Below are 13,616 nucleotides of genomic sequence, written 5' to 3' on the forward strand. Positions count from 1 at the left end.
ATTGTTTGAGTACTACCGCAGGAGAGATGCTTCGACGGGCTCAGCACGACGTGCAACTTTGAATCTTCAGACTTCCTAAACAAATTAATTTGTTGGTGAAGAAGCCGTTGCCTACCGGAACGATGGCCCGTAGCCCGGCCGCGCCGTGGTGGCCCAAGGGCAACCGGTACGGCCGGCCCGCCGGGCTACCGCCGCTTGTAGGCCAATCCCCCCGAAGTAGAAGCGCACCAGCTGGCCGGTTTTGTCGTCGGTTTCGATGGGGTAGGCCACGCCGCGCGTCGCCGCGCCCTGGCCATCGGTGGGGGTGAGCAGCCGGCCGCTGAGCTGCCAGCGGCCCGTGCCCGCGCTGCTGGCCCCGGCGCGGGCCGTGCTCCCGTCGCCGGTGCTGCCGAGGGCGCTGCTGCGGCTGTAGGTGCCGCCGGGGCGGAAGGCCAGGTCGCTGGCCACGGCCGTGGTGCCGCTGCCCAGGCTCGCCGAGCTGCCGCCTTCGAAAGAGCCCAGCAGCGCCTGCCCGCCGGCGAATGGCCGCACGGCCAAAAACAGGCCCATGTCCCGGGCGAAGGTGGTGGCCTGCGGCTCCACGGGGCCGTCCCCGGTCTGGTTACTGGCCCAGCGCACGGCCATCTTGTTGCCGGCGAAGCTGTGGGTGCCCCGCGCGCCGGGCAGCAGCGCCGCCAGCTCGCCCGCCGAAAACCCGGTGGGGTCCACGAACACCCGGCCGGCCGGCGTGAAGTAGTGGGTCGCTTTTTCCAGCGAGTGCAGCGCCATCAGGTAGCGCGACATGAAAAACAGGCCCACCGGCCGGCCCCCGGCCATGCTGCCCGCCAGCGGCAGCGCCGGCGCGGGCGTCGGCCGAAGCGCGGGGGCCGGCGGGGCCCCGGCGGCGGCGGGCCCCGCGCCCGCCAGGGCCTTCTTCCGCGCCAGGGCTTTGATCACGCCGTCCGAGTCGTCCACGCTCGTGTAGGCGGCGTAGGCCTGCTGGTAGGCCGTGGCCGCGGCGGCCTTGTTGCCGGCGGCCTCCAGCTGCTGGCCCTGCCGGAAGAGGGCCGCCCCGGTGGGCCCCGGCTGGCCGGGGGCCCGGCCCGCGCCCAACATACTCACCAGCAGAGCGGTGCAAGAACAGGCGCGTCGAAGATGGGGCATGGCGAAGGAAACGTTAGAAGGGGTGGCGCAAAGAAATGAACGTGGGCCAGCCGCGCGGGCCTTACTGCGCGCCGGTGCTTTTGTAGGAGGTGCCGTTGAAGCAGAAGCCCTTCGTCTGGTCCGTTTTTTCGTCCCAGTCCGTGCGGAAAGCCGGGGCGCGCACCGTGCCCTGGGCGTCGGTCAGGGTCAGGTACCAGCCGTCGAGCTTCCAGCGGCCGGCCTGCCGGGGGGCCGCCGAGGCGGCGTCGGTGGCCAGGTCGGCTCGGTCGGTGGGGTCGGTGTTGAGGTGCGCGGCGGCGTAGCTGTCGCGGGTGAAGGTGCCGTCGGGGAGGAAGTGGAGCGTGCGGTACACCGCCAGCGAATTGGCATCGACGCGCACGGCCGCGTTGCGGCCCTCGAAGGCGCCGGCCAGCTGCCGGGCCCCGGCCAGCGGGGCCACGCACATGAACGAGCCCTCGCAGCCAAAGCCGGTGGGGTCGGCGCGGTAATTGCCCGTTTTGGTGCTGCCGTCGGCCCACTTGATGGTCATCGTCGGGCCGCTCACCGCGCAGGTGCCCCGCTGGCCGGGGGGCAGGGCCGCCAGGGCCGCCGCCGAGAAGTCGGCCGGGTCCACGTACACCTGCCCGGCCGGCGTGAAGCAGTACACGTGCTGGTTGTTGAAGACGTCCATAAAGAAAAACACCCCCACGGGCTTGCCGCCGGCCGTGCTGCCGGCGGGCGGCCCCCCGGGGCCGCCGCCCGCGCTGCTGCCCCCGCAGCTGGCCAGCAGCGCCAGCACCAGGCACACCGGCACCAGCCAGTCGTAGCGCATGGCCGAATATTCGGGTAAATCGTCAGTTTTCATGGCTTTAGGTTGAGAAGGTTGGGTGGATTAAAAAGGAACCGGGGTTGGCCGGGCAGGTCCCGGGCCCCACCGGAGCCCGCCGCCCGGCCGGGGCTGCTCGCCGCTTGGAGAGGGCCCGGGGTTTGGAGCGAGCCCGGCGGCTTTCCGCGCGCTGTCTTTTTGCTGGCGGGATTGGGCTGCAAACCAGGCCGAATCCTGGGACGACTGCGCCCGGTCTTCCGCGCGTTTCCGCTTTTTCCGGGAATTTTGGGTGAAGCCGGGGCTGAGAACCACGAACAGGGCAAAAAACCCCACGACCACCGGGCCCGCGAAGGCCACGAGCCACACCAGCACTCTTTTCATCTCAGTGGTTAAAAATCAGTTGTTTACTACTTCGCAAAGCGCACCGACCGCGGCCGGGTTAGCCGGTCTACTGCCGCGCGTAGGCGAGGCCGTTGAACTGGAAGCGCGGCTGCGGGCCAGCGGCGGCCCGCAGCCGGGCGCCGGCCCGCCGAAACGCTGGCTTTTTATGGTCGGTAAGGGCGGGTGGCGGGGCCCGGCTCGCCAGGGGACGCGTGGCTCCGCTGCTGCCGCTCAGTTTCCATTTCCCGGAGAGGCCCGTTGCGCGGAGGGGGAGAGCCCAAACTGAAGAGGACCATGAGGGCCAGCATGAACAGGACGTAAGCGCCCGCCCCCAGCACGGCCAGTTTCAGCAGCATAAACAGCCAGTAGCTGAGCGGCTTAGGGGCGGTTTTTATGGGCGGTGGGGCCGGCCGGGGGGAGGGGCTATTTTCGCTCATAAGCCATTCCGTTGAACTGGAAAAGGGTCACTTTGGCGTCGGTGCCCACGGGGTAGGCGACGTCGCGGGCCGTGTGGCCCTGGGCGTCGGTGAGGGTGAGGTACCAGCCGTCGAGCTTCCAATGGCCCGCTTGCTGCGACGAGCCCCCGGTTTCGGCCACGCCGCGCGCCGTGGCCGTGGTCACGGTGGCCACGCCGCTGCTGGTGTAGGTGCCGTCGGCCCGAAAGGTGAGGGTGCTCGACACCACGGACTGCCCCACGGCCGAGGCGTAGGTGCTGGTGCCGCCCTCGAAGGTGCCCAGCAGCTGGCCGGGGCCTTTGAAGGGCCCCACCGCCGAAAAGATGCTGCCCCCGCTCCAGCTAAAGCCGCCGCCGAGCCTGTTCATGGCGGCCGTTTCGGGCTGGGGGTAGCCGGTCCAGGCGATGCTCAGGGCTTTGCCGGCCACGGTGTAGCGGCCCTTGCTTTTTTCGGGGGTGGCGGCCAGCTCGGCGGGGCTCAGGCCCACCGGGTTTTCGTAGGCCACGCCCTCGGGGCTGAAGTAGTACGACAGGGTGCGGAAATTGCCCAGCACCGACTTTGTAACGAAGAACAGGCCTACCGGCTTGTTGCCTTCCAGGTGGCCCGCCACCGGCGCGGGGCCGGCCGCCGGGGCCGGGGCGGGGCGCGGGGCCGCCACCGACCCCGCGCCCCGCCCCGGCCCCGGCGCCGGCGCCGCTGGTGCACCGGCGCCGGCCGCTGCTTTGCCCGCCAGCGCCGCCTTCATGCCGTCCGAGTCGTCCACGCTCGTGTAGGCGGCGTAGGCTTGCGCGTAGGCGGCCGCGGCCCCGGCCCGGTCGCCGCTGGCTTGCAGCTTTTGGGCTTTTTGCATCCAGGCCGTGGCGGGCGGGCCGCTGTAGGCCGGCTGGGCGTGGGCCGGGCCGCCCAGGAGCACAGCCAGGCCGAGGCCCCACCATTTACGAAAAGTAGTCGGAACAGCCATGTGCGGAACGCAGTAAAACGGGTTGGGAAAAGCCGGTTGAGCACGCAGCCAAAAGCAGGCGCCTGACCAGCTGGTGCTAATCAATGAACAAATGATAACCAAGTGCTTGGCGCAGCTTTGGGCGAGGCACGGGTGCTGAACCTTGCCTCAAAAACCAGCGGCCAGCGCCAGCACCAGGCCCACCCACAGCAGCCACGTGCCGCCGGCCACCGTGCCAACAATCAATTTTCCGAAGGCCGCACGCAGCAGCATCTGTGCCCGGCGTTTAGTGTATTACCAGGGCCCCCTTGCCGCTGGTGGGCAGGCGGCGCTGGCCCGCGCCCAGCGTGCCGTAGTTGCTGCCGAAGGCGAAGCCCGCCGTGTTTTTGGTCAGGCCCGTGAAGCCCCCGCCGTCCTGCGAAATCAGGTTGCCCCCGCCCGAAGCCACCAGGTTGCCGCCGCCCGAAGCCACCAGGTTGCCCCCGCCCGAGGCCACCAGGTTGCCGCTGGCGTCGAACACGGCCACGGCGAGCACCTGCTTGCCCTGCGCCACGGCCAGCACCGAGTTGCTGCCAAGCGGGGCGTAGCCGAATTGCAGGCCGCTTTGGCGCAGCTGCTGCACGTAGCCCACCAGCTCGTTGTAGCTGCCCCAGGCGCCGCTGTTGTAGAGGCGAATGTTGCAGTCGCAGGCTTCGCCCTGGCCCACGGGCTTGCGGCCGTACACCTGCTGAATGGCCTGGCTTACCCAGGGGTCGCGGCACTGGGCGGCGGCGTGGAGGGCCCCGGTAAGGAGCAGCGCGAGCACGAGAAGGGCGGGCTTAAGCGTAGGCATGGGCAATGAACTGAAAATGGGTGGGATAAGGGATTTATTTACGCCGATCCAAGCAGGCCGGCGGGATGTCGAAATGTAGCCCCGCCCCGCCCGGGCCGGGGCAAAAAGTCGAGCAGACCCGCCCAAAAGTCGACCAACCCCCGGCTGGGTCGACGGGGCCGCGGCGCGGGGGTACCAAACCGGGCCGGCCGGCTTTACCTTGCCCGGGCAACCTGCCCCCGGGTCTACTTGCTTGCCGCCGGTGCCGGCCCGGCAAGCGGCTTGCGGGGCCTTTTTTCACTGCCATGCCCGCTGCCCCTCCCCCCCTGCGCTGCGTCGTGCTCGACGACGACCCCCTGTGCTGCGACCTCGTGGCCAGCTTCGTGCGCCGGGTGCCGGCCCTGGCCCTGGCCGGCACTTTCGGCGAGCCGGTGGCGGCCTTCGAGCACCTGGGCCGCCACCCCACCGACCTGCTGCTCACCGACATCGAGCTGCCCGGCCTCAGCGGCCTGGAGCTGGTGCGCGGCCTGCGCCAGCCGCCGCTGGTGGTGTTCCTCACCTCCCACCCCGAGTACGCCCTGCCCACCTACGAGCTGGACGCGGTGGATTTTCTGGTGAAGCCGCTGGCGTTTCCGCGCTTCCTGCGGGCCATCGACAAGGCCCTGCGCCTGCGCCCCGCCGACGCGCCCAGCGCCCCGCCCGCCCCGGGGCCCGACGGCACGTTTTTTATCCGCACCGCGCAGCAGTTCCTGCGCCTGGGCTACGCCGACGTGGCTTACGCCGAGGCCATGGGCGACTTCGTGAAGGTGCACCTCGCGAGCGGAACCGTCCACGTCACCCTCGTCAGCCTCAAGCACCTCGAAGCGCAGCTGCCCGCCGACCAGTTCGTGCGCACCCACCGCTCGTTCCTGGCCAACGCCGCGCGCATCACGGCCGTCACCGCCGACGAGGTGTGCCTCGGCCCGGCCGGGGCCGTGCCCCTGGGCCACACCTTCCGCGACGCCGTGCTGGCCCAGGTGGTGCAGCAGCGCCTGGTGAGCCGCCACCCAACGGGCCAGTAAGTATCTGGCTGTTAGCTGCTGGCTGTTAGCTGTTAGCTTTCGTTCTTGCAAGCAGCAGGTTATCAGCCCAGCGGGGCTCGGTCAATCGGCGGGGCTCGGTCAAAAGGAAAGCTAACAGCTAACAGCCAAAAGCTAACAGCTAATGAATGGCTCGCTCTTTATTTCACCAGGGCCTTGTTCGTTTTCGGCTCGTTGGCTTCAATCAGCTCTGCCTCGGCGGCGGGCAGCGACAGGTAAAACGTGGTGCCCTGGCCGGGGCCGGCGCTGGCCACTTCCAGCTCGCCGCCGCTGCGGCGGGCGTAGTCGCGGCTCAGCACCAGGCCCAGGCCCGCGCCGGGGGCCCGGCCGGGCCCTTCGGCGGGGCGGCGGGGCAGGCCGGCGGGGGGCAGTAGCTGGCGCGGGGTGGGCACGGGCAGGCCCCGGCCGGTATCGGCCACGGCCAGCTGCCAGCCGGGGCCGTGCGGCGCGGCGGCCACCGTGACGCGCCCCCCGGCGGGCGTGAACTTGAGGGCGTTGCCGAGCAGGTTGCGCAGCACGAGGCGCACGGCGGCGGGGTCGGCCCGCACCCACTCGCCGCCCGCCAGGGTGCTGTGCAGCGCGAGGCCCGCCGCTTCGGCCGCGGGGCCCAGCAGGGCGAAGGCGTCGTCCACGGCGGCGGCCAGGGCCAGGGCTTCGGTGCGCGGCGGGCCGGCCACGCGCATTTGCAGGGCGGCCCAGCTCAGCAGGTTTTCCAGCAAAATCAGCGTCTGGTCGAGGGTTTGGGTGAGGTGGCGCGTGTACTGGCGCAGGCGCTCGGGGGGCAGGGCCGGGCCGCTGACCAGCTCCACGAAGGCGTGCAGCGCGTGCAGCGGGGCCCGCAGATCGTGGCCGATGATGGAAAACAGCCGGTCCTTGGTGGCGTTCAGCTCCGTCAGCTCGGCCCGCTGCTTCTCCACCAGGCGGTTGCGGCGGCGCAGCTGCCGCGCCAGCCAGGCCAGCACCAGCCCGCCCAGGGCCACCGCCACCAGGCCCGCCACCAGGCCCCGCAGCTGGCGCTGGCGCAGGCGCAGCGTCTCGGCCTGGGCGGCGCTGGTGCGGGCCAGGGCCTGCCGCCGGGCGCGTTCCTGGCCCAGCTGGAAGTCGCCCTGCAAGCGCCCGATTTGCTCGGACTTGGCACGGCTGAAGAGCGAGTCGTTGGCGGCCTGGGCCTGCTCGGTGTAGGCCAGGGCCCGGCGGTAGTCGCCGCCGGCCTTGGCCAAGCCGGCCAACAAGGACGCGGCGGCCTGCACGTCGGCCACGTCGTGGATGCGCTGGGCCAAGGCCAGGGCCTCGCGGGCGCGGGCGGCGGCCAGGGCCGGCTGGCCGCCTTGCCGGTACGCCCGGGCCAGGCCGTTGAGCACGTCGGCGGCGGCGTTGTTGTCGTCGGCGGCCCGCAGCAGGGCCAGGGCGCGGGCGTAGGCGCGGATGGCTTCGGGCCGGCGGCCGCTTTCGAGCAGGAAGTGGGCGTAGCTGCCCAGCACCTGGCCCACGTCGGCGGGCTCGTGCAGCGCCTCGAACCCCGCCATCGATTTCTGGAAGTACGCCTCCGTTTCGGGCCGGTGCAGGTGGGTCATGGCGGTGGCCATGTTCTGGTACACGATGGGCCGCACCCGCTGGTCGGGCACCGAGTCGAGGCGGGGCAGCAGCTGCTCGTAGGCCCGCAGGGCCTGGGCGTACTCTTCCTGCTTGAGGTAGGTGTTGCCGATGTTGCCCAGCGAGTTCACTTCCGTTTGGGCGTCGTGGTGCCGGCGGGCCAGCTGCACGGCCTCGAAGAGGGCGGCCAGGGCCCGGGGGTAGTCGCCGCGGTTCACGTAGATGCTGCCCAACCCGTTCAGGGCCTGCGCGGTGTGCGCCCAGTCGCCGCGCGCGGCAAAAAATTGCCGCGCTGCCTGCACCGAGGCCAGGGCGCAGGCGTAGTCGTCCTGGGCGTTGCACAGGCGGGCCCGGCCGAGCAGCGCGGCCCCCAGGCGGCGCTGCTCGCCCAGCCGCTGCCCCAGCGCCACGGCCGAGTCGAGCACTGCCCGGGCCCGCGGAAACTGGCCCTCGTTCTGGTAGCTCGTGCCCAGCCCGGTGAGCGCGCGCACCTGGCCGGTGGCAAAGTGCAGCCGCTCGCTCAGCCGCTGGGCCTGGCGCAGCACCGGCCGGGCCTCGGCAAACTGCCCCAACTGCGCCAGCGCGTACCCCAGCTCGTTCAGCGTCTGGGCGCGGGCGGTGTCGGGGGGCAGCGCCGCCGCCCGGTGCCGCAGGCTGTCGAGCACGGCGGTGGGCTTGGGCCGGGGCGGGGCGGCCGGCGCGGCGGGGCATCCCAGGGCCCCGGCCAGGGCCGCCAGGCAAGCAATTCGGGCGAGGGTATCGGGTCGAATCATACGGGGTGGGTATAGGAGAGCAAAGTAGTCGTAATATTCTATTTTACAATGCTTACGCGGTGCGGGCCGCGGCAATTTTACCCGCCCCGGCCCGGCCTTGCTAACTTGCGCCCCCGTTCGGCCGCCCTCCCACCCTTGGCCCGCGCGGATTATTGTTAACTGCTAACTGCTCACTGTATAATGGGACGCGCATTTGAATTTCGGAAAGGCCGCAAAATGAAGCGCTGGGACCGGATGTCGAAAGACTTCACCCGCATCGGCAAGGAAATCGTGATGGCCGTGAAAGAAGGCGGCCCCAACCCCGACAGCAACGCCCGCCTGCGCACGGCCATCCAAAACGGCAAGGGCGTGAACATGCCCAAGGACCGCGTGGACGCTGCCATCAAGCGCGCCAGCAGCCGCGAGGAGAAAGACTACCAAGAGGTTGTGTACGAAGGCTACGGCCCCCACGGCATCGCCATCGTGGTGGAAACCGCCACCGACAACCCCACCCGCACCGTGAGCAACGTGCGCCTCTACTTCAACCGCAACAGCGGGGCCCTGGGCACGGCCGGCAGCTCCGACTACACCTTCACCCGCAAGGGCGTGTTCAAGCTGGCCGCCGCCGGGCTCGACCGCGACGAGCTGGAGCTGGAGCTGATTGACGTGGGCGCCGAGGACGTGTACGAAACCCACGAGGAGGACGAGCACGGCGCCGAGCACGCCTACATGGTGGTCGAAACCGCCTTCACCGATTTCGGCCAGATGCAGAAGGCCCTCGAAGCCAAGGGCCTGAACGTGATGAGCGCCACCCTCCAGCGCGTGCCCAACACCACCGTGGCCCTCAGCGACGAGCAGGCCGAAGAAGTAGAAAAGCTCATCGAAAAGTTTGAGGAAGACGAGGACGTGCAGGCCGTGTACCACACGATGGGGTGAGGGCCTTTGGAGCGTTTCGCACCGAGTTAAAAGGGGCTTGCCGAGTTGCACAGAGGAAGTATTTTACTCTGTGTAACTCGGCAAGCCCCTTTTAACTCGGTGCGAAACGCTTCTAGGGCTCCACTGCCGCAGTTTCCGCCTCCTGCTTGCGCACCACGCGCCGGAACACCGGCCGCAGCCCGAAGTACAGCAGCGCCACCACCGGCACCGCCGCCACCGCCCAGACGAGCAGGCCCCCCAGCTCGGCCCGCCACAGCAGGCGCAGGATGGCCAGCGGCTCGTGGCGCACCTGGCGCTGGAGCTGCGCCAGGGTGAAGTGCGCCATAACGTTGCCCTGGCCCAGCAGCTCGCCGCCGTAGCGCAGAAACGGCAGCAGCAGCAGCAGCTGCACCGGCGTGAGCAGGTGGCAGATGAGCTGCAACGCGGCCACGTTCAGGCGCAGGCGCAGGGCCACGCCCGTGGCGATGACGGTGGTGAGGCCGAACGTGGGGGCCACCCCCAGGGCCGCGCCCAGCCCCACCGTGAGGGCCAGCTGCCCCGGCGAGAGGCCCGCCTTGAGCAGGTTCACCAGCGGGTCGAGCAGCACCCGGCGCAGCCAGCCGGGGCGGGCCGCGGGGCCGGCCGGCGGGGCGGGCGTAGGCGAGGAGGAATCAACCGTCATAGATGGGGTATCGGGAAAAAACGGGGTCCGCCCGGCGGGGCGTATCTTCGCCGGGCCCCGCTGCGCTTACGGCCGGGGCAAAATTACCGCCGTCCGGGCCCCATGCCACACACTTTCTTGCCCGTGCACCGGCGCGGGCCCTGGTACCACGAGCTGCCGCTGCTGCTGCGCCACGCCGCCCGCGAGCTGGCCGCCAACGACCCCCTGCGCCTGGGGGCCGCCACGGCGTTCTTCACCTCGTTTGCCCTGCCGCCCATCCTCATCATCCTCATCCAGCTGCTGCGGGCCCTCTACCCCAGCAGCCTGGTGCGCACCATGCTGCTGGGCAAGCTCAGCAACCTGCTGGGCAGCGCGGCCACGGGCCTCATCGAGCAGATTCTCAGCAACGTGGCCGACCCGCGCCGCTCGCGGCTGGTGACGTGGGCGGGCTTTGTGTTCCTGTTGTTCATCGCCACCACGCTCTTCACCATCATCCAGCACTCGCTGAACCAGCTCTGGCAAATCCGGCCCCGGCGCAGCAGCGGCTCGGTGGGCCTGGCCGTGGCCGAGCGGCTGCGCTCGGGGGGCGTGCTGCTGGCCACCGGGGGCCTGGCGGTGCTGGCCTTCAGCACCGACGCCGCCCTGAGCCTGTTCGCCGACGCCATCCGCGACTTCGACACCACCTTCGTGTACTACCTGGTGCGGGGGCTGAATTCGCTGGCGGCTTTCCTCATTTTGGCGGTGTGGTTCGGGCTTACCTTCCGCACGCTCAGCCTGGCCAAGGTGCCCTGGCGGGCCGTGCGGCGGGGGGCCCTGCTCACGGCCGCGCTCATCAGCCTGGGCGAGCTGGTGCTGGGCAAGCTGCTGGTGGGCCAGGACCTGGGGCCCGTGTACGGCCCGGCGGCCGGGCTGGTGCTGGTGCTGCTGTTCGTGTTCTACTGCGCCATGATTTTTTACTTCGGGGCCACCTTCACCAAGGTGTACGCCCTGCGCCTGGGCCTGCCCATCCGGCCCAAGAAGAAAGCCGTGCGCTACCGCCTGGTGAACGTGGAGGACGACCCGAACTGAGGGCGGCACGGCCCACGGGGGCCCCCCAATTGTTCCACCAAGCGCTGCCTGTCCCTTTCCCTTATGAAACGCCCTTTCTTGTTGCCGCTGCGCCGCGCGGCCGCGCTGCTGCTGGTCGCCGGGGCCACGGCCTGCGCCCCCCGGAGCCCCGGCGGTGGCCCCGCCCATTCTCAGCAGGCTACGGTCGGGGCGCTGCGGCTGATTGGGGAGGTGGTGGTGCCGAACGGGCTGCCGGTGCAGGGCACGGTGTTCGGCGGCATTTCGGGCCTGGACCGGGGCCCGGACGGGACGTGGTACCTGCTCAGCGACGACAAGGGCGAGTTTTCGCCGGCCCGCTTCTACACCGCCCGCCTGCGCTACGACGCCCAGGGCTTTTACGGGGTCGACGTGACGGGCGTGCACTTTATGCAGCCCGCGCCCGGCGAGCCGGCCCGCCCCGCCCCCTACGTGGACCCCGAGGCCATCCGCTACGACCCCGCCACCGCCGGCCTGTACTGGACCAGCGAGGGCGACCCGGCCCTGGGCCGCGACCCGTTTGTGCGCGAAATGGACACCACCGGGACCTTCCGGCGCACGCTGCCCGCGCTGCCGCTGTTCCATTTCGACAAGGCGCCCGGCCGCGGGCCCCGCGCCAACGCCACCTACGAGGGCCTGGCCCGCCCCCCCGACGGCCGCAGCCTGTGGCTGCTGATGGAAAGCCCCGTCCGGCAGGACCGCCCCGACGACGCCCCCGCCGCCGCGCCCTACCCCAACCGCCTCAGCCAGCTCGACGCCCGCACCGGGGCCCTGCTGCACCAGTACGTGTACGCCCTCGACCCGGTGACGACGCCCGGCCACGTGAACCGCACCTCGGAAATCCTGGCCCTGAACGACCACGAGTTTCTGACGCTCGAATGCTCGTATTTCGCCGGTGAAGTGCGGGTGCGGGTGTACGCCATCGACGCCCGCGGGGCCACCGACGTGCAGGGCCGGGACGCCTTGTTCGGGGCCGCCTACGTGCCGGTGCGCAAGCGCCTCGTGGCCGACCTCACCCGCCTGGGCCACCGCCTCGACAACCTCGAAGGGCTGGCCTTCGGGCCCCCGCTGCCCAACGGCCACCGCACGCTGGTCATCGTGGCCGACAACAACTTCAGCGCCCGCGAAATCAACCAGTTCCTGGCCTTCGAGGTGTTGCCGTAGCGCCGGCCGTACCTTTGCCGGGTGCAACCGACTGATTCTGATTTCCCCGCCGCGCCCCGCGCCGCCGCTTTCGCCGCCTTCGATTTAATTCCCGCCCTGCAAACGGCCGTGGCCGAGCTGGGCTGGGCCGCGCCCACCCCCGTGCAGGCCGCCGTGCTGCCCTACGCCCTGGGTGGGCACGACGTGGCCGGGCAGGCCCCCACCGGCTCGGGCAAAACCGCCGCCTACGGCCTGGCCCTGCTCCAGCGCCTCGACCTGGCCGAGGCCGCCGTGCAGGTGCTGGTGCTGGTGCCCGCCCGCGAGCTGGCCCTGCAAGTGCGCGACGCCCTGCGCCAGCTCGGCAAGCACCTGCCCAACCTGCGCGTGGCCTCCTACTACGGCGGCCACCCCATGCGCGACGAGCGCAAGGCGATGGAAAACCAGCTGCCGCACGTCATCGTGGCCACCCCCGGCCGCCTGCTCGACCACCTGGAGCAGCGCACCTTCATCCCCAACCAGCTGAAGGTGCTGGTGCTCGACGAGGCCGACAAGCTGCTCGACTTGGGCTTCCAGGAAGAAATGGCGACCATCGTGAGCCGCCTGCCCCAGCGCCGCCAGACGCTGCTGTTCTCGGCCACCATGCCCGACAAGGTGTTGCAGCTGGTGCGCTCGCACCTGGCCCGGCCCAAGGTCATCAACGTGGCCGGCGGCACGGCCGATGCCGCCGCCCTGCCCAGCAGCCTGGTGCTGCGCGGCCACGTGGTGGCCGCCGCCGACCAGAAGCCCGCCGCCCTGTTCCACGTCATCAGCCAGCCCGACGCGGGCCGCTCGCTGGTATTTGCCAACACCCGCGACCGGGTAGAGGAGCTGACCCGCTTCCTGCGCGGCCGGGGCGTGGCCGCCGAGGCCCTGCACGGCAAGATGCTCCAGCCCGAGCGCGACAAGGCCCTGATGAAGCTGCGCAACGGCTCGGCCACCGCCCTGGTGGCCACCGACGTGGCCGCCCGCGGCCTCGACGTGGACGAGCTGGACACCGTGGTGCAGTACGATGCTCCCGAGCAGGCCGACACCTTCCAGCACCGGGCCGGCCGCACGGCCCGCGCCGGGGCCACCGGCACCGCCCACCTCCTCGTGACGCCCCCCGAGCAGGCCAAGCTGCAAAGCTGGCCCGCCGCCGGCACCGTGCAGTGGGCCCGCCTGGTGCCCCCCGCCCTGCCCACCGCCGCGCCCAAGGCCCCGCGCCCCAGCACGGTGTCGCTCCACGTGTCGGCCGGCAAGCGCGACAAAATCAGCGCCGGCGACTTGGTGGGGGCCTTGGTAAGCGTGGGCGGCCTGGAGCGCGACGCCGTGGGCCGCATCGAGGTGCACGACCACTACAGCTTCGTGGCCGTGCCCGAGGCCCAGGCCGAAGCCGTGCTGGCCAGGATGCAGAACGCCAAGGTAAAGGGCAAAAAAGTGAAGGTAGCCATCGTGCGCTAACGTGCGCTAACGTGCCGGAAACCCCGCCCCGCCAGCTCCTGTTCGTGTGCAGCCAGAACCGCTGGCGCAGCCCCACCGCCGAACTGTTATTCGATGGCCACCCCACCGTAGCGGCCCGCTCGGCCGGCACCGAGGCCGGGGCCCGGGTGCGCGTCACGGCCGGCCACTTGGGCTGGGCCGACGTCATCTTCGTCATGGAAAAGCGCCACGCCGAGCGCCTGCACGCGAAATTCGCCGATGCGCTGGCCGGCAAAACCGTCGTCAACCTGCGCATCCCCGACGACTACCAATTCAACGACCCGGCCCTGGTGGCCCTGCTGCGCGAGAAGCCGGCGGGGTACTTATAGCCCGCCGTCACGCGGCTTTTGCCCAACCC

At 70.6% G+C, this 13,616-nt stretch carries 12 protein-coding genes; 6 read left to right on the forward strand and 6 right to left on the reverse strand.

All coding sequences use genetic code 11. The features are described 5' to 3' along the window. Nucleotides 1–111 precede the first annotated feature (111 nt). The 4 genes from HNP98_RS15265 to HNP98_RS15280 form a co-directional block, all read right to left on the reverse strand. A complete protein-coding gene (locus HNP98_RS15265; protein ID WP_173811029.1) occupies nucleotides 112–1,143 on the reverse strand; it encodes a hypothetical protein in 1,032 nt (343 codons plus the stop codon). 61 nt (nucleotides 1,144–1,204) lie between these two features. Then, nucleotides 1,205–1,987: a hypothetical protein gene (locus HNP98_RS15270; RefSeq protein WP_173811030.1), complete on the reverse strand. Its 783-nt coding sequence runs from the start codon at nucleotides 1,985–1,987 to the stop codon at nucleotides 1,205–1,207. Between the two features lie 765 nt (nucleotides 1,988–2,752). Next, nucleotides 2,753–3,745: a hypothetical protein gene (locus HNP98_RS15275; RefSeq protein ID WP_173811031.1), complete on the reverse strand. Its 993-nt coding sequence runs from the start codon at nucleotides 3,743–3,745 to the stop codon at nucleotides 2,753–2,755. Between the two features lie 265 nt (nucleotides 3,746–4,010). Further along, entirely contained in the window at nucleotides 4,011–4,556 is a 546-nt protein-coding gene (locus tag HNP98_RS15280) for a hypothetical protein (protein ID WP_173811032.1), read from the reverse strand. Between the two features lie 284 nt (nucleotides 4,557–4,840). On the opposite strand from HNP98_RS15280, the gene HNP98_RS15285 reads away from it, so the two are divergent. Next, complete coding sequence (locus HNP98_RS15285) at nucleotides 4,841–5,596, forward strand: LytR/AlgR family response regulator transcription factor (RefSeq protein WP_173811033.1); 756 nt, start codon at nucleotides 4,841–4,843, stop codon at nucleotides 5,594–5,596. A gap of 158 nt (nucleotides 5,597–5,754) precedes the next feature. Here the strand turns inward: HNP98_RS15285 and HNP98_RS15290 are convergent, their stop codons facing one another. Continuing rightward, nucleotides 5,755–7,980 carry a tetratricopeptide repeat-containing sensor histidine kinase gene (locus HNP98_RS15290; RefSeq protein ID WP_173811034.1) on the reverse strand — a complete coding sequence of 742 codons (2,226 nt, stop codon included), beginning with the start codon at nucleotides 7,978–7,980 and terminating at the stop codon, nucleotides 5,755–5,757. 180 nt (nucleotides 7,981–8,160) lie between these two features. On the opposite strand from HNP98_RS15290, the gene HNP98_RS15295 reads away from it, so the two are divergent. Continuing rightward, complete coding sequence (locus HNP98_RS15295) at nucleotides 8,161–8,895, forward strand: YebC/PmpR family DNA-binding transcriptional regulator (protein WP_173811035.1); 735 nt, start codon at nucleotides 8,161–8,163, stop codon at nucleotides 8,893–8,895. A gap of 112 nt (nucleotides 8,896–9,007) precedes the next feature. Here HNP98_RS15295 and HNP98_RS15300 read toward each other — a convergent pair whose 3' ends face one another. Continuing rightward, entirely contained in the window at nucleotides 9,008–9,556 is a 549-nt protein-coding gene (locus HNP98_RS15300) for a DUF2062 domain-containing protein (protein WP_173811036.1), read from the reverse strand. 102 nt (nucleotides 9,557–9,658) lie between these two features. Between HNP98_RS15300 and HNP98_RS15305 the strand changes: the two genes are divergently transcribed. The 4 genes from HNP98_RS15305 (at nucleotide 9,659) to HNP98_RS15320 (ending at nucleotide 13,587) form a co-directional block, all read left to right on the forward strand. Further along, nucleotides 9,659–10,603 carry a YihY/virulence factor BrkB family protein gene (locus HNP98_RS15305; RefSeq protein ID WP_173811037.1) on the forward strand — a complete coding sequence of 315 codons (945 nt, stop codon included), beginning with the start codon at nucleotides 9,659–9,661 and terminating at the stop codon, nucleotides 10,601–10,603. 63 nt (nucleotides 10,604–10,666) lie between these two features. Beyond that, nucleotides 10,667–11,782 carry an esterase-like activity of phytase family protein gene (locus HNP98_RS15310; RefSeq protein WP_173811038.1) on the forward strand — a complete coding sequence of 372 codons (1,116 nt, stop codon included), beginning with the start codon at nucleotides 10,667–10,669 and terminating at the stop codon, nucleotides 11,780–11,782. A 21-nt stretch (nucleotides 11,783–11,803) separates the two neighbouring features. Next, nucleotides 11,804–13,240: a DEAD/DEAH box helicase gene (locus HNP98_RS15315; RefSeq protein WP_173811039.1), complete on the forward strand. Its 1,437-nt coding sequence runs from the start codon at nucleotides 11,804–11,806 to the stop codon at nucleotides 13,238–13,240. Between the two features lie 11 nt (nucleotides 13,241–13,251). After that, entirely contained in the window at nucleotides 13,252–13,587 is a 336-nt protein-coding gene (locus HNP98_RS15320) for a low molecular weight protein tyrosine phosphatase family protein (protein WP_173811040.1), read from the forward strand. The last annotated feature ends 29 nt before the right edge of the window (nucleotides 13,588–13,616 follow it).

It is taken from the genome of Hymenobacter caeli (assembly GCF_013294115.1).
Taxonomy (GTDB): Bacteria; Bacteroidota; Bacteroidia; order Cytophagales; family Hymenobacteraceae; genus Hymenobacter; species Hymenobacter caeli.